The organism is Actinomycetospora soli (genome assembly GCF_021026295.1).
GTDB classification, from domain to species: domain Bacteria; phylum Actinomycetota; class Actinomycetes; order Mycobacteriales; family Pseudonocardiaceae; genus Actinomycetospora; species Actinomycetospora soli.
In genome coordinates, this window is the sequence record NZ_JAJNDA010000029.1 from 1 (window position 1) to 15,828 (window position 15,828).

The 15,828-nt window shown below is 72.1% G+C and carries 16 protein-coding genes; 5 read left to right on the forward strand and 11 right to left on the reverse strand.

Annotated elements, in window-relative coordinates; all coding sequences use genetic code 11:
- From LN037_RS28675 to LN037_RS28690, 4 genes are all read left to right on the forward strand, one after another.
- A partial coding sequence (locus LN037_RS28675) for a transposase (protein WP_230760009.1) occupies positions 1–114 on the forward strand: 114 nt, incomplete at its 5' end.
- A gap of 24 nt (positions 115–138) precedes the next feature.
- Positions 139–657 (forward strand): SGNH/GDSL hydrolase family protein, encoded by a 519-nt coding sequence (locus LN037_RS28680; RefSeq protein ID WP_230759910.1) that lies wholly within the window; start codon positions 139–141, stop codon positions 655–657.
- A gap of 654 nt (positions 658–1,311) precedes the next feature.
- Entirely contained in the window at positions 1,312–1,722 is a 411-nt protein-coding gene (locus LN037_RS28685) for a hypothetical protein (protein WP_230759912.1), read from the forward strand.
- Positions 1,723–2,109: 387 nt separating this feature from the next.
- The gene (locus tag LN037_RS28690) at positions 2,110–2,847 is read left to right on the forward strand and encodes a peptidoglycan-binding domain-containing protein (protein ID WP_230759914.1); all 738 of its coding nucleotides are present in this window, start codon (positions 2,110–2,112) and stop codon (positions 2,845–2,847) included.
- Positions 2,848–3,531: 684 nt separating this feature from the next.
- Here LN037_RS28690 and LN037_RS28695 read toward each other — a convergent pair.
- The 3 genes from LN037_RS28695 to LN037_RS28705 are packed head-to-tail and all read right to left on the reverse strand — an operon-like array spanning position 3,532 to position 4,664.
- Positions 3,532–3,747, reverse strand: a complete 216-nt coding sequence (locus tag LN037_RS28695) for a hypothetical protein (RefSeq protein ID WP_230759916.1) — start codon at positions 3,745–3,747, stop codon at positions 3,532–3,534.
- 3 nt (positions 3,748–3,750) lie between these two features.
- Complete coding sequence (locus LN037_RS28700; RefSeq protein WP_230759918.1) at positions 3,751–4,266, reverse strand: hypothetical protein; 516 nt, start codon at positions 4,264–4,266, stop codon at positions 3,751–3,753.
- Positions 4,263–4,664, reverse strand: a complete 402-nt coding sequence (locus LN037_RS28705) for a hypothetical protein (RefSeq protein ID WP_230759920.1) — start codon at positions 4,662–4,664, stop codon at positions 4,263–4,265. Before LN037_RS28705 ends, LN037_RS28700 begins: the two co-directional genes overlap by 4 nt.
- A 106-nt stretch (positions 4,665–4,770) precedes the next feature.
- Here LN037_RS28705 and LN037_RS28710 point away from each other — a divergent pair, with 106 nt between their 5' ends.
- Positions 4,771–5,163, forward strand: a complete 393-nt coding sequence (locus tag LN037_RS28710) for a BlaI/MecI/CopY family transcriptional regulator (protein WP_230759922.1) — start codon at positions 4,771–4,773, stop codon at positions 5,161–5,163.
- Between the two features lie 2 nt (positions 5,164–5,165).
- Here the strand turns inward: LN037_RS28710 and LN037_RS28715 are convergent, their stop codons facing one another.
- The 8 genes from LN037_RS28715 to LN037_RS28750 all read right to left on the reverse strand — a co-directional run bounded on the left by LN037_RS28715 (position 5,166) and on the right by LN037_RS28750 (position 15,601).
- Positions 5,166–6,086, reverse strand: a complete 921-nt coding sequence (locus tag LN037_RS28715; protein WP_230759924.1) for a M48 family metalloprotease — start codon at positions 6,084–6,086, stop codon at positions 5,166–5,168.
- Positions 6,087–6,469: 383 nt separating this feature from the next.
- The gene (nhaA, locus tag LN037_RS28720; protein ID WP_230759926.1) at positions 6,470–7,744 is read right to left on the reverse strand and encodes a Na+/H+ antiporter NhaA; all 1,275 of its coding nucleotides are present in this window, start codon (positions 7,742–7,744) and stop codon (positions 6,470–6,472) included.
- A 328-nt stretch (positions 7,745–8,072) separates the two neighbouring features.
- A complete protein-coding gene (locus tag LN037_RS28725; protein WP_230759927.1) occupies positions 8,073–8,654 on the reverse strand; it encodes a hypothetical protein in 582 nt (193 codons plus the stop codon).
- A 62-nt stretch (positions 8,655–8,716) separates the two neighbouring features.
- Positions 8,717–9,085, reverse strand: coding sequence for a hypothetical protein (locus LN037_RS28730; protein WP_230759929.1), 369 nt, complete (start codon positions 9,083–9,085; stop codon positions 8,717–8,719).
- Positions 9,086–9,212: 127 nt separating this feature from the next.
- Complete coding sequence (locus LN037_RS28735; protein WP_230759931.1) at positions 9,213–10,064, reverse strand: YhjD/YihY/BrkB family envelope integrity protein; 852 nt, start codon at positions 10,062–10,064, stop codon at positions 9,213–9,215.
- A gap of 53 nt (positions 10,065–10,117) precedes the next feature.
- Complete coding sequence (locus tag LN037_RS28740; protein WP_230759933.1) at positions 10,118–11,710, reverse strand: alanine/glycine:cation symporter family protein; 1,593 nt, start codon at positions 11,708–11,710, stop codon at positions 10,118–10,120.
- 85 nt (positions 11,711–11,795) lie between these two features.
- Complete coding sequence (locus tag LN037_RS28745; protein ID WP_230759935.1) at positions 11,796–13,817, reverse strand: transglycosylase domain-containing protein; 2,022 nt, start codon at positions 13,815–13,817, stop codon at positions 11,796–11,798.
- Entirely contained in the window at positions 13,814–15,601 is a 1,788-nt protein-coding gene (locus LN037_RS28750) for a BCCT family transporter (RefSeq protein WP_230759937.1), read from the reverse strand. The genes LN037_RS28745 and LN037_RS28750 overlap by 4 nt, the downstream gene beginning before the upstream one ends.
- Between the last annotated feature and the right edge of the window lie 227 nt (positions 15,602–15,828).

Genomic DNA, 15,828 nt, shown 5'->3' on the forward strand with positions numbered 1-15,828 from the left:
ACCGAAGCCATCAACGGGCGCCTCGAGGCCCTGCGCCGCAACGCCCTCGGGTTCCGCAACCTGATCAACTACCGCATCCGCTCCCTGCTCCACTGCGGGAACCTCGCACTCTGATTCCGGAAGAGCCAGATTGACGACATGCGGTCGCAGCTCGTCGATGTCTATGAACGCACCCTGCGGGCCGCGCCGAGAGCCCAGGTCAGAGTCTTGACCTATCCGCCGCTATTCACCTTGAGCAAGCGCAGTGGCGGTTGCCGTATCGCCCGTATCCACCCGTTGCAGCTTGTGATCCCGGCCGACGTCGAGCACCAGTTCGCTCTGGACGAGCAGAAGGCCAACGCCGCGATCGTCTCCGCCGTCAACCAGGTCCGATCAGAGCCGGGGGGCGACCGCCTCCGGCTCGTCGACGTCGAGGCAGCATTCGGCGGGTACCTCGAGGACGGCCACACCGTCAGCTGTGGCGATACCGGACGCCCTACTCCATGGATCAACTCCGCCCGCGTGTCGCTCAGCGCAGGACAGACGCTGCTCAGCGACGTCGCGGCACTCGACCTGCGACAGCTGTCGATCGACGTGTTCGACATCTATTCCGCTTCCTTCCACCCCACCGCGGAGGGGCAACGTCGAATGGCCGCGGCCTTGCAGAGCACTCTGTAGTCCCAGGGAACGAAGGCGACTGCGAATGCCATTCCCGCGGGCGGTCGTGCGCCCCGCGACCGAGGCGACGAGCCACCGGATGACGGGCGACATCACGGATCGCCCTCAGAACAGCCATGCCCACGGTGACGCCGCCGCGGGCGAAGAGCAAAGCAGTCGGCACGCGCGGTGCCGGGGACCGGGAGACACCTCGTGAGTGCTCGTGAGAACGACATCGACGACGATGCGCCGACGACCGGTGTCGTCGTGCCCGGGGCTGGTCTCGCTCCCTGGGTTCCCCGCCCCCCGTCCCCACGACCTGCTGTCGCTCAGCCGATGCACGGTCTTCCTGCGGGGCCTTCAACGTTCTCGAACCCGGTCCACGCTAGGGCGCCAGTCCCGTCACGAGCCGATGCGGCTGGGGCGAAGATCGTGACCGCGGCCGTCCACGGAGCGATAGTGGCGGCTCAGGTCGGCCGCGGTGTCGGCCGCCAGGTCAGGGTCGAGATGAACGCAAGGCGAACGCCTCCGCAGGCACCTGTCGGCCACCCGCAACCACACCTGCCACCATCGCCCACGCCCACGCCCACGCCCACGCCCACGCCCTGGGCTCGCCGGCGCATTCCGGCCATCCCAACCGCGGCGACCGCCGTGTGCCTGGTTGGACTCCTCGGCATGGTCCTGCCCTTCGTCGAGGGTTTCGGGGTCGCCTCGTGGTCTGTGCTCGAGATCCCCTACATCGGGACGCCGACAATGCTCGTTCTCGTGCTGCTGACGCTGCTCCCGACAACCGACGTTCTCCAGGGACGGATCCGATGGACGGGCTTGCTGCTCCTGCCGGCCATCGTCGGGCTCCTACCGATCGGCGCGACCTTTCTCGCGGTCTCCTTCATCTCCGCCTTCTTCCGCTGGCTGCTGGGGAAAGAAGCACCGGACATTGTGGACATCGGGATAGCCGGTGCCACCTTTGCAGCCGTCGACGGCGCCCTCCTCGTACTGGCCGTATCTGCCATACTCGTCCAGATCAGAACGCACATCCGGTGTTCGCCCCGAGCCAGTCGCTCACCTCGACAATTGCCCTGCTAGCGCCCGCGCGATTGGTGGGGATAGGAGTGGCGGGGCGTGGAGTTCTCGGGGATACGGAGGCCGCAAGCGTCGTCGCCGTCGCCCTCCGACTGGCCGACCAGGCCGCCCAGTCGCGACGGAAAGGGTGTGCCCGAGGTCGCGGTCTCGCAGCACCGAGACATCGAAGCGAGATGCGGTCGCCAGCGCGCCGCCACCGTCCGCCCTACCCTCTCCTGCGGCTTCACACCCGGTCTGTGCGATTTAGCGTGACTGAACTGCGGCAGGGGGAAACCCTTAGTCAGGTATCGGGTGAACCCCGATCCTTCATCCGCGGTGGCGATCTAACGTCTTGGTTCCGCCCAGCACCTGGCTGCGCGGTCTCCTCGCCCCGTCCGACAAGGAAGCATCATGAACCTCGATGATTCTCACGTGAGATCCGCTCCAACATCTAAGCGAGAGCCCCGCACGGGGCGGGAGCATCTCTTTGCGATCCGAGTCGGGGGTGTTCTCGCGGCCCTGCTGCTCCTCCTGTTCGGCCTTGGGAGCGCCCCGGCGTCGGCCGACGAATCGAATCAGAGTGTGCTGGGATGTCCTCGACTCGTCGAGGGCGATAGCGGCGACTGCGTACGCACCCTGCAGTGGGACCTGGACGAGATCAATTCCGCCTATCAGCTCGACCAGGACGGCCTGTTTGGTCCCGACACGCGAAAAGCCGTACTGGACTTCCAAGGTCAACGGCACCTCGGCGCCGACGGCAACGTCGGGCCAGTGACCGGCGCGGCGATCCAGAGGGCGCTCTCCGATCCAGTCGAACCGACCCCGCCCGTGCCCAGCCCGTGCCAGGCCCTCACCGACAACCTCCAGAGCCTGTGCATCATGGCGGTTTGGTGCAACTCGCAGGGTCTCGGCATGGAACACGGGGATTGCGTTCCCCTCGACCCGGGTGCGGCTGTCGGAGCCGGAAAGAGCCCGCTGGAATGCGCCAAGGAATTGGCCGCTGGACAGGTCAACGAGCAGGTCACTAAAGATCGAGTACTGCAAGCGACCGCCAGTGAAGCCGCTGAACTTGCGGCCAAGCGCCTCTCTCAGGTGGCGACCGTAGGTGAGACATCGAAGTGCTTGTTCTGGGATTTACCCGACGATTAGCTGCTGCGTGGCTGAAGGTCAGGTCCTCTTGCAAGCCCGTGTAAGTGCGTGACGCAATCGCGCCGGGGTAGAGGGAGACTTGGCCGGCGGGGGTTCTAGCTGGACGAGTCGGTCACGGGCCCCGCGTACCAGTGGCGCAACAGGTTCTCGGTTGGGGCGATCGTCGCGCTGAGCGGACTGAACAGCCCGGCCGGAATGGCGGTGCTGCTTGGTGGCGGGGCCGAGGGACGAGGCTCGCGACGACCTATCCGCGGAGGTCCGCACACGGTCTCGAGGCCCAGCTGATCCGGTCGGTGGATCTGTCGGTCGGCGGGGGAGGTCGTCGAGCACACGAGGGGAGTGCTCGACGACCTCTCGAGTCGCTGTCTGACGTGCCGCATTCACAGTACTCGGACCGCTGCTGACCGAGTAGGCCTGGCAGGGCGGGGTGCCCGCCGCAGAGGTTGCGAAGACTGCACGCCTCGGCGTTCTCATCATCGAGGGCCTGCTGAAGCACCTCATGCCCAGTGAGGAACGGCAAACTGTGCTCGAGCTGCGGAAGGCCCGGCCTTGAGCGGCCCTCTCCGTCATCCGGCTATGTCGCGATAACGGGGACTATCGCGGCACTCGGGCGCTGAGCGCGCGAGCATCGCTGCTTGTTCGGCCCCGAGCCTGGGCCGATCGCGTAGTCACCGCCGGACGGAGTCAGGTGTGGCTGCGCCGCAGGACGGCGATCATCGCGGCTCCGGCGGTTGCGGTGGTCGTGGCGGCGACGAGGACCACGACGGGGCCGAGGGTGCTGATGTCGCAGCGGTGTCCGAGCGTCCGGTAGACCAGCGCGGCGACGCCGAGGAGCGCGCAGGTCACCGAGACCGCGACATAGATGCCGAGGACTAACGCGAGCCCGCGCTCCGGCAGCATCTCTCAGCTCCGGTGTCGCGAGGGTGCGCGGTTCCGGCGGCCGACGCCGGCGAGCAGGACGAGCAGCGCGCCCTGGCCGAGCACGCCGGGGGCGAGGGTCGGGGCGGGCCCGACGGTCTTGGTCGCGGCGTACCACCACTGCTGGGCGGCGGGGAGGTCGTCCCAGGTCTCGGAGTACCGGCCGTCGAGGGCGCCGGCGTCGTGGTTGGCGACGGTGTGGTCGACGATCCCGTACAGGCTCGCCGCGAGCACGATCGCCGCGAGGACCCGGGAGAGCGTCAGCGCCGCGGCTCGCGGGACGAGGACCGCGCCGATCGCCCCGAGCAGCACGACGAGCGCCGCCCAGGGAATGAGCTGGTCGAGGTCGTTCCAGTGCCGTTCGCTGGCCAGCTCGAAGGCGGTGGCGGCGACGCCGATCCCGGCGAGTGCGAGAGCGCCGGCGCGCAGGATGGTCGCGGGTTCCCGACGGCGGGTCCGGGCTTCGGTCGCGGGGCCGGTCGCGGGGTCGACGTGGGTCACGGCTGGAGGACGGCGACGATCTGGTCGACCACGCCGGGGCCCGGGTTGTACTTGGCGAGCTCCTCGCGCAGGGCGTTGAAGTTCGGGTCGTCGGCGGGATAGGGGCGGTACTCGACCACCTCGTCGGCCCACTTCTCGGCGTTGGGGATCCCGGCCTGCTCGAAGCGCTGGGCGAGCTCGTCCTCGGAGGCGTTGTTGGCGGAGACCTTCGGCCCGCCGGTGGGAGCAGCGCTCGCGGACGTCGCGGAGCCGGCGGAGGTCGCGGACGTGGAGGCCGGGGTCGAGGTGGCCGAGCTGCTCGCCGGGGCCTCGCTGCCACCTCCGCTGCAGCCCGCGAGAGCGAGGGCGAGCGCAGCGCCGGACACGGCGAGCGCGATGCGGTGGGGAGTCGGGGTCATCGGTGTCCTCCACGGGGAGCGGTGATCGGCCGAATCATCATCTACGAGCATGTAGAAGGACGCACGACGGGGCGCCCGGTTCCGCGGGTGCGGCAGGATGGGGCACGTGGCGCAGGCGGGCGGCGAGGAGCAGGCGCGGGCCCGCGGCGAGCTGGCCTCGGAGGTGTGGGCGGTGCTCGAGCGGGCGGGCCGGCCGCTCAACGCGGCGGAGGTGCGGGACGGCCTGCCGCGGCCGCTGGCGTACTCGACGGTGATCACCACGCTCGGGCGCCTGCACGCGAAGGGTCTGCTCGTGCGCGAGCGGGACGGCCGCTCGCACCGCTACGCCCCGGCCGCCGACTCCGCAGGGCTGGCGGCCCGCGCGATGCGCCGGGTGCTCGAGGGCGACGTCGATCGCCGCGAGGTGCTCTCGCGCTTCGTGTCCGACCTGTCGAGCGACGACGAGGCGCTGCTGCGGCGGCTGCTCGCAGGGCGCCCGGAGGCCGACCCCCGGTCGTAGGCCTACCGGGTCGCGAGGATCTCCAGGAGATCGACCCACGCGTGGTGCGCGAGCCCCGTCGAGGCCGCGAGGGCCAGCAGGGCGGCGACCGCGACCGCGAAGCCGCGCCACGTCGTTCGCGGCGTCTCGAGCAGGGCGCCGACCCGGTGCGGTACCTCGCCGCCGGTCGCCGCGAGCACCGTGTGGTCCGGGCGGCCCGCGAGCGCGACCGCTCCGATCGCGTGCGCGACGGTGCGGCGGTCGCACGAGCGGGCGGCGTCCTCGTCGGCGCTGCGCTCCAGCGCGTAGTCCAGCGCGCGGGCGAGCGGGGAGAGCAGCGGGTTGCAGGCACAGGCGAGGGCCGCGGCGGCGAGGTGCCGGTCGTGGTGGCGACGCAGATGGGCCCGTTCGTGGGCCAGGACCGCATCGCGGTGCCGGGCGGGCAGGGCCGCCCAGAGTCGGGCGTCGACCAGGACGTGTCCGCCCCGGACCGGCAGGACCCGGGCCGGGGCTGCGGTCTCCGGCGCCTCGATGACCGAGCCGGGCTCGGCCCCGGGAGGAATCTGGCGACCGGCCCACCGATAGCGCCGGGCCATCCCGCGGACGGCGAGCGCCGCGCGGACCACGACGATCCCGAGGCCCAGCCAGGCGAGGACGCCGAGGACCACGCCGAGGAGTGCGGTGACCTCGGCGCGACCACCGATCAGCGCCGCCAGCGACCACGTCCGCGACACCAGGGCCGGTTCCCATTCCGAGACCGCGACGGCGGCGAGCAGAGCGAGGCCGGCCACGGTGACCGCGGCGAAGCCCGCGAGCACCCCCGTCAGAACCGCGACGCTCCAGGTCGGGCGCAGCTGGTCGGCGAGGAACCGTCCCACCGGTGCACCCATGAGAGGCAGGAGAACCGCCGGGGCGAACAGCGCCAGGAAGACCGCGATCGACACCGTCGACTCCTCGGGGGTGGGGGCGTGGCCCAGTGTGGCAGCCGGGTCCGTCGGCCCCGAGGTGGGAAGCGCCGGCCGCTCTGGACGCCCCGCAGCACCCAGCGCTCGTCGTCAGTGCGGGCTCGCCGTCCAGGGCCGTCGGCTGGCACCGTCCGAGCGCCGTCCTCGCTGCGGTTCAGGTCGTGACGCAGCCCAAAGGTCGCATCGTTACTCGGAATGCTCTGGATGAGGCTCGACGGACCGCGCCGAGGTCGTCGCTGTTCACCACGCCTGGCGTCACCATCAGCACAGCGGTGCCGCCCAGGCGGTCCGGCGCCCGCTCCTGTCGTCGCGAGAGCACAATGCTTTCCGGCGTCGCGCCATCCGGGCGGGTGAGGAGCGCCTCAGATGTCTCGTTGATAGACGTCGGGGACGCCGTCGGCGTCCGCGTCGCGTCGTTCCTCGTCGCAGATGCGGCGGTAGACGCGGGCGCGGGCACGCAGGACGACGGTGGCCAGCAGCGCGGAGATCAGGGAGCCGGCCAGCACGCCGATCTTGACCATGTCGTCCTGGGGGGTCCCGGTTCCGAAGGCCAGCTCGCCGATGAGCAGGGACACGGTGAACCCGATGCCGGCGAGCAGTGACAGGCCCAACACGTCCCACCACGACAGGTCCTCGGCGAGCCGGGCGCGGGTGAACCGCTGCACCAGCCAGGTCGCGCCGAGCACGCCGATCGTCTTGCCCACGACGAGCCCGACGACGATTCCGAGGGTGACCGAGCTGGTCAAGGCGCTGGCGGCGCCTCCGCCGACGACCCCGACCCCCGCGGCGAAGAAGGCGAACACCGGGACGGCGACGCCGGCGGACAGCGGCCGCCAACGGTGCTCGAAGTGTTCCGCGAGCCCGGGCCCGGGCCCCTCGGCGCGGCGGACGACGGGGACGGCGAAGCCGAGCAGGACCCCCGCCACGGTGGCGTGGACACCCGACTCGTGGACGAGCACCCAGGTCAGCAGGGCCAGCGGCAGCAGCAGCCACCACCGACGGACCCGGCGTTGGACCAGCAGGGCGAACAGGGCGAGGGGCAGGAGCGCGAGCAGCAGCGGCACCACCGACAGGTCGTCGGTGTAGAAGATCGCGATGATCGTGATCGCGAGCAGGTCGTCGACGACGGCGAGAGTGAGCAGGAAGGTGCGCAACGCGTCGGGCAGGTTGGTCCCGATGATCGCGAGGATCGAGAGCGCGAAGGCGATGTCGGTGGCGGTGGGGATCGCCCAGCCGTCGAGACCGTCGGTCCCGAGATTGATCACGGTGTAGAGGACCGCGGGCACGATCATGCCCCCGACCGCGGCCGCGACCGGGAGAGCGGCCCGGGCGGGGTCGCGCAGGTCCCCGGCCACGAACTCGCGCTTGAGTTCGAGACCGGCGACGAAGAAGAAGATCGCGAGGAGGCCGTCGGCGGCCCAGGTGGCGAGACTCAGGTCGAGGTGCAGCGCCGCCGGGCCCACCGTCAGTGCCGCGAGGTCGGTGTAGGCCTGCGCCCACGGGGAGTTGGCCCAGATCAGCGCGATCGCGGCGGCGCCGACGAGCAGGGCGCCACCGACCGTCTCGCGTCGCAGCACGTCGCCGATCCGCCGCTGCTCGCGCCAGGTGCCGCGGGCGAACAGGTGGGGACGGTTCACGGGTGACCTCCGGACAGGCGTCGGCTCGACGCCGACCAGACTTCCCGGCACACCGTGAACCACCGTACGGGTCGTGGCACGTCGGAGCCGACCGACCGCGCACCGGCACACCGCGCATCACGGTCTTCGTCAGGAGGCTGCAACGTCGTCCCGACCCGACGATGACGTCGGCCGTGGTGTGCTGGACGCCGACCGCCCGTGAGAGGAGACCGATCGATGAGCCTGCTGGGCAACCTCCGTGATCTCATCGGGGACCTCCCCGACGACGCTCCACCGCCGTCCCGCGAGCAGCGGGCGATCGAGGTCCGGGGACGTCGCTGCCGGACCCTCACGAAGCGCTCAGCGTGCGGCAGGCCGGGACCGACGCCGCCTCGTCGGTGAGGTTCACGGGCAGAGCGAGGTCCCGCAGGACGGTCGGACCGGGCAGCGGGAGGGCCGACCGTGCCCGTTCGAGCCCGCCGACGAGGGTGGCGTCGGAGTTCGCGGGGATCGCCGCCAGCGCTGCGCGCTGCTCCCGGAGCGAGGCTGACCGCTCCCGCAGCAGGTCGACGACGGTCGCGGTGGTGGACTGGCCGTTGTCGACGGGCGCCGGCCCCGCACGGTTGACGCCGTCGGCGGAGGCGTCGAGAGCGGCCGCCCTCTGCTCGAGGTAGGCGACCATGCGATCCCGCGACCCGGCCAGGTCACCCGGCGCGGTCGCCGGGACCGGCTCGGTGGAACGGACGGCGGGCACCAGAGCGGAGCAGACCTGGCCGAGCCAGGTCTGGGGGGTCGGGGGCGCGACGGTGTTCTCGGGCGCCATCGGCCGACTCTGCGGGGGAGCGGCCTCGACGCCGTAGCTGCACCCGGCGACGACGGCGAGGGCGACGGTCACGGCGAGCACGGCAGGGACCGGGTGTCGTGGGGTCACCCGGTCCTGGTACCGCAGGTCTCCGGCCGGGAATCGGACCGGCCGCGATCGTCAGGTGGTCGTCAGGTGGGCGAGGACCCGCTTCGCCGGCTCCCGCTGTCCTCGTCGTAGGCGCGCATGGCGAGGGCCGTGTGGAGGGCGAAGGTGTCCGAGCGCATGGTGGCCCGGTGCGCGGCCGACGCCCAGTACGCGGCATCGCGCAGGGCGGCCACGTCGTGGGCGGCGAGGTCGAACTCGGCGGCGAGGACCCCGGTGAGCGCCCGCACGTCCTCGATCATCGCCGCGTGGTGCTGCGGCCCCTCAGCGGGGGAGGGCTCGCCGAGGACCTCGTCGCGGGCGATCAGCGCGCGGGCGGCCGCCTGCCGCACCGACACCCCCGTCTCCTCGCAGACGATGTCGGAGAAATCCGCGGACCCGGCCTCGCACGTCACGTCGGACCTGCCCTCCTGCGCTCCCGGCCGGGCGGGCGCCCGACGCGGCCGTGGACATGCAACGCCGGGACGGGCCACGGTGGAAGGGGTCCGTCCTTGCAAGTTCCTGACGACCGCGGTAGCCGGCTCAGCCGCGGTCCTCGTCCCCGCGCGTGGTCGGGGCGCGGGGAGGGGACGACCTGACCACGAGGGTCTCCGCCGCCAGGTACAGCGAGGCCATCAGCAGGTAGAGCCACACGAGCAGGATGAGCCCGCCGCCCAGGGCGCCGAGGCCCTGCGCGACGCTCGCCGCGACCGAGACGTACACCGGGTACAGCGCGCTGGCCAGCACCCACCCGCCCACGGCCAGCGCTCCGGCCGCCACCAGCGCGCGCCGCTTCCTCCGTCGCACGCCGGACCGGAGGACCAGCACCGCCCAGCCGAACAGGGCGACCAGCATCAGCGGCCACCGGAGCACCCGCCAGAGCAGGTGCCCGCCGGGCACCCCGAGCCACGCGATCGGATCCTGCACGGCCGCCGCCGTGACGGTCGCGGCGCCGACCAGCAACAGGACCCCCATCAAGGCGGCCACCCGCCAGGAGCGCGGCGCGGTCCCGGAGATCGTCGCGAGGCCGTGGAGCACCGAGCGCAGCGTGCGGACCACCAGCACCACCGCGGCAGCGGTCCCGACCGTGAGCAGGCCCGGGGTGCTGGTGGCCAGCAGGGCGGTCGCAGCGTCCGCGGCCGCACTGCCCCGTGTCGTCAGCACGAGCCGCAGCAGTCGGGTCATCCCCTCGACGGCCGCGGCGTCGGCCGCGCCGGGAAGAGCCGGAGCGGCCGCCCGGAGGATGGCCACGACCGTGAGCAACGCCGGGAACACCGAAAGGGCCGCGAAGAACGCGGACTCGGCCGCGAGGGCGGGGAGCCGGTGCGCGGAGGCGGAGGCGACCACCCGGCCCGCGGCGGTCCGGGCGAACCGTCGCCGTCCGGGAAGGATCACGCGGACAGGCTGCCCGGTGGAGCCGCCGACCGACCCGGCGGCCCCCTGCGGGGTCAGGCGCTGGTCGAGGCGCGCCGCTCCGACGGCGCCATCTCGACCACCTCGCCGGACCGTCGCGCGGCGCGGAACGCGTCGACCTCATGCTTCACCACGGGGGCGAGCAGGTAGAGCCCGATGATGTTGAACAGAGCCAGCAGGAACAGCACGGCGTCGGCGAAGTCGAGGACGGCGCCGAGGGTGAGCACGGAGCCGATCACGACGAACAGGCAGAAGACCGCCTGGTACAGGCGCTCGGAGAGGGTGCTGCGCCCGAAGAGGTAGGTCCAGGCCTTCTGGCCGTAGTAGCCCCAGGTGATCATCGCCGAGATCGCGAAGAGGGCGACCGCGAGGGTGAGCACGTAGGGGAACCAGGGCAGCACCGTCTCGAACGCCGAGGAGGTGACGACGACGCCCGAGGGGTCCTCCCCGGCGGCCGCGGCGGCCTGCGCGTCGCGCCAGAAGGTGGTGTCGGCGACGACGATGGTCAGCGCGGTCATCGTGCAGACCACGACGGTGTCGACGAACGGCTCGAGCATCGCGACGTAGCCCTCGGTCGCCGGGTGTCGGGTCTTCACCGCGGAGTGCGCGATCGGGGAGGAGCCCAGCCCGGCCTCGTTGGAGAACGCGGCGCGCTGGAAGCCCACGATGAGCGCGCCGACCGCACCGCCGGCGACGCCCGCACCGGTGAACGCCCCGCCGAGGATCGCGCCGACGGCGGCCGGGATCAGCGGCAGGTTGACCAGCAGCACGATCAGGCAGGCCGTCACGTAGATGATCGCCATGGCCGGGACGAGCCGGCTGGTCACGCGACCGACGGAGCGGATGCCGCCGAAGATGATCGCGCCGACCAGCAGGGCGAGCACGACACCGAAGACCAGCGCGGCGCCGTCGCCCCCGAGGAGCCCGGCCTCCCCGCCGGTCACCTCGGTGAGCTGGGCGAAGGTCTGGTTGGCCTGGAACATGTTCCCGCCGGCGACCCCGAAGAAGAGGATGAACACGGCGGCGAGGCCGGCGAGGACCTTGCCGAGCGAGCGTCCGAACGCCGTCGGGAAGCGTTCGGCGATGCCGCGCCGCAGGTAGTGCATCGGGCCACCGGAGACGGTCCCGTCGGCGTGGTGCTCGCGGTAGCGGACCCCGAGGGTGCACTCGACGAACTTGGTGCACATGCCCAGCAGCCCGGCCACGATCATCCAGAACGTGGCTCCCGCGCCGCCGATGGTCACCGCGACCCCGACCCCGGCGATGTTGCCGAGTCCGACCGTGCCGGACACCGCCGACGTCAGCGCCTGGAAGTGCGAGATCTCCCCGGGCTCGTCGTCGCCGGTGTACCGGCCACGCGCGATGCGGACGGCCAGCCCGAAGCTGCGGAACTGCGGCGCGCGGAACACGACGGTGAAGATCAGCGCCGCGAGGATCAGCCACCCGACGATCCAGGGGAACGACACCCCGAAGAGCGGGATCTCCGCGAACACGACCGCCGAGAGGCCCTCGGAGACGGGCGTGAACACGGCGTCGATGGCGTCCTCGATCGCCGAGAGGGTCCCGGACGAGGCCCCCTCCTGGGCGAGGACGTCGACCACGGCGGGGGGTGGAGCGGCAGCCGTCATACGGACATTCCAGACGCTCGGCCACGGACCACAAGGCCCGCGAACGTTTCGTCAGGCGATCGTCAGGCGCGTCGTGCGGCCACCGTCAGTCGTCCCGGGCGGGCAGGAGGTCGTCCTCCGGGACGCCGCGGTGCAACGGCAGCATCGTCCGGTACCAGGTCTCGGCCGGCACGGAACCGCCCGTGAGGTCGCCGTCGGAGCAGACGCGGACCGGGTCGGTGCACACCGGCTGCGGGGCACCCCGGTCGGAGAACGTCATCACCGCGCCGGCGTAGGCGGTGGTGGCGCCGAGGAAGGCCGAGGACGCCGAGACCTGGGTGGTTCCCGTCTTGCCGATCATCGGACGGTCCCATCCGACCTCCTCGGCCGCGTCGGCGGAGGTGCCGTCGGTGTGGTCCTCCGACAGCGCGGTCCGCAGGTCGGCCGCGACCTCGGTGGGCACCGCCTGCTCGCAGGCGGGCGTCGGGAGGTCCACCGGGCGACCCTCGCGGTCGGTGACGGCGAGGATCGGCGTCGGCGGGCACCAGCGGCCGTCGGCGACGAGGGTGGCGCCCACGTTGGCCAGCTCGAGCGGGCTCGTCGGGTTCGGCCCGAGGGTGAACGAGGCCTGGTCCTGCGCGGTGACCGTCTCGCCGACGGTGCCGCCGCCGGGCGCCGATGCGCCGAGGGTCCGCCGGAGCCCCAGCGCCCGGGCGGCCTCGACCACGGGGCGGACGGAGCCGATCCGGTCCTCGAGCTCGACGAACGCGGTGTTCGGCGAGGTCGCGAGGGCCCGGGTCAGGGTCATGCGGTCGGCGTAGCTGCCGAGGTTCTCCACGGTGTAGCCGGGCGAGATCGACGAGGTGTAGCGCTCGGGGACGTCGATCTCCTCGTCGGGGGAGACCAGCCCTCGCTCGAGGGCAGTCGCGGCAGTGAAAATCTTGTAGACCGACCCGGCACCCCGCAGGGCGGCGGTGACGAGGGGCAGCGAGCTCTGCCCGGCGTCGGCGTCCGGCCCGTAGTCGCGGTTGGCGGCGAGGGCCAGCACCGGTCGGGAGGCGGCACCGGGAGACACGACCGCAACCACGTTCGCAACCCCCGAGGTGTCACCGATCCGCCCGGCCGCCGCGTCGGCGCGCGCCTGGGCGGCCGGGTCGAGCGTCGTCCGCACGGTGTAGCCGCCGGTGCGCAGCTCCGACGGCGGGATCCCGGCCGCGGCCAGCTGCTCCTCGACGTAGCGGCAGAAGAAGCCGGTCCCCTCGACCGCCGAGGCGCAGCCCTGGGCCGGCCGACGCAGGGGCGCGGCGACCCCGAGCGGCGCGGCGTCGGCGGCCGCGGCCCGCTCGGTGGTGATCGACCCGACGTCGGCCATGGCCCGTAGGACCTCGCCGCGCCGTGCCTGAGCGGCCTCGGGGTGCGCCGTCGGGTCGTACCCCTCCGGGCTGCGGACGATCCCCGCGAGCAGCGCGGCCTGCGGCAGCGACAGCTCCGCGGCGGTCGTCCCGAAGTACGTCCGGGCCGCGGCCTCGACGCCGTAGGCACCGTTCCCGAAGGAGACCAGGTCGAGGTAGCGGGAGAGGATCTCGTCCTTGTCGAGCCGCGCCTCGATGCGGTGCGCGAGCCGGACCTCGGTGACCTTGCGGGCCAGGGTGTCGGCGGTCGCCGCCCGCCGGTCGGCCTCCGTGTCGGCGAGCGCGTAGAGCCGGTAGTTCTTGACGTACTGCATCGTGATCGTCGAGGCGCCCTGGCCCTCGAAGGGCGAGCCCCGCAGGGCGTTGCTCGCCAGAGCCCGGCCGAGGCCCCGCCAGTCGACCCCGTCGTGGACGAAGAAGCGGCGGTCCTCGATCGCGACGATCGCGGCCTTCATCGTGTCGGCGATCCCCGCCGAGCCGACCGGGAGCCGGTAGCGCTCGTAGAGCCGGGCGATCGGGGTCCCGGACGCGTCGGTGACCACCGATGCCTCCCGGACCCGTCCTCCGGTGAGCGATCCGGACGTGGCATCGACCGACGCCGCGGCCCGGCCGACGAGGAGGCCGCCGACGACGACCGGGGGCAGTGCGATGCCGGCGAGGAGGACGCCCGCCAGGAGGCAGGCGCCGAGCCAGCGCGCGGGTGGGCGGACCGTCACGCCTGGGCGCCTCCGCGCACGGGCTGCCCGACGCCGTCGTCACTCGTGTCCTCCGCGGCGTGCCGTGGCCCGTCGGGGACGGCCGACGACCCCGACGGCTCGGTCCCGTCCGCGGTCTCCGACGCCGGGTCGGTCTCCTCCTCGCCCCGGTCGTGCCCGGGTCGGTAGCCGCCGCCCTCGGTGTCGGAGAGGACGACCGGGCCGCCGTCGGTCACCGCCGGGTCGGCGCGCAACGCCTTGAGCACACCGATCGCCATGAGGATCAGGACGACGGCGAAGGGGAGTCCCGTCGTGATCGACGCCGCCTGGAGGGCGTCCAGGGCGGCGGCCCCGCCGATGAGCAGCAGGACGATGGTGACGGCGCCCTCCATGAGCGCCCAGAAGAGGCGCTGCTGCCACACCGGGTGCGGGTCGCCGCCGTTGGTGAGCATGTCGACCACCAGCGAGCCCGAGTCCGACGAGGTCGCGAAGAACAGCACCACCACGACGATCGCGAGGACCGAGGCGATCGCGGCCACGACGCCGCCGACCGGCAGGGTCGACAGCACGGTGAACAGCGAGGACTCGGAACTGCCGCCGGCGATGTCGGCCTGCCCGGACAGCTGCTGGGCGAGGCCGGTGCCGCCGAGGACCGAGAACCAGACGATGGAGGCGCCGACCGGCGCGAGCAGCGCCCCCGAGACGAACTGGCGCACCGTGCGCCCGTAGGAGATGCGCGCGATGAACATGCCCACGAAGGGGGCCCAGGACATCCACCAGCCCCAGTAAAAGAGGGTCCACGAGGCCTGCCAGTCGAACGCGGCGGGCTGGCTGTCGGGATTGAAGACGGTGAAGCTCGTCCCGATGATGTTCTGGAGGTAGTAGCCGGTCCAGTCGGCGAGCCCCGTGAGGACGAACATCTTCGGCCCGACGGCGAACACGAACACCATCAGCGCGAACGCGAGCCACAGGTTCGCCAGCGACAGCCGCCGGATGCCCTTGTCCACCCCCAGCATCACGCTGACCACGGCCACCGCGGTGATGGCACAGACGACGAGCACCTGTGTCGTGGTGGTGTTGGGCAGCCCGGTCAGCTGGTTGAGCCCCGAGCCGATCTGCTGGCTGCCCAGCCCGAGCGACGTCGCCAGGCCGAACAATGTGCCGAAGACGGCGAGGATGTCGACCACGGCGCCGGGCCACCGGAAGACACGTTGCCCGAGCAGCGGGTACAGGGCCGAGGCCGGGCGCATCGGCAGGCCCTTGCGGAAGCAGAAGTACCCCATCGCGAGGCCCAGCACGATGTAGATTGCCCAGGGGTGCAGGCCCCAGTGGTAGAAGGTGTAGTTCATGCCGCGCTCGGCGGCCTCCGGTGTCCCCGCAGGCCCGGTCGGCGGGTTCATCGTGTGGTACGCGGGCTCGTAGACCCCGTAGAAGACCAGACCGATGCCCATCCCCGCCGTGAACAGCATCGCGAACCACGCCGTCGTGCCGTACTCCGGCGCGGCGTCGTCGGGCCCGAGCTTGATCCGCCCGTACTTCGACACCATCAGGTACAGCGCGAAGACGAGGAACCCCGTCGCGGCGAGGATGTAGAACCAGCCGAAGTAGCGCGAGATGCCGCCCAGCAGCGCGGAGAACACGCCGCTGGTGCCGTCGGGGAAGAGCGCGCCGACGGCGAGGAAGGCGAGCACGACGACGCCGGAGACGAGGAAGACCGGCGGGTTCGTGTGGGTCCGGAGATAGCGGGCGAGCGTCGAGCCGCCCTCGGTCGAGCCCTCGGGACCCTCTGGATCGGTCGTGGTCATGTCCCCCAGGGTGGCCGAGCTATCGGCCTCCGGAACCGGTCGAACCTGACGAAACCCTGACGAATCGGTCGGTCGACCGCGATCACAGGAGGCCCAACCCGTAGACGAGCGCGGCGATCACGCCGAGCCAGAGGGACGTGGCCAGGGCGGCCTCACGCTTCGTGTCGAACACGGGATCACTCCTCGGGATCGTCGATCGGGGCGCGTCCCTGTCTACGTCCCCCGCA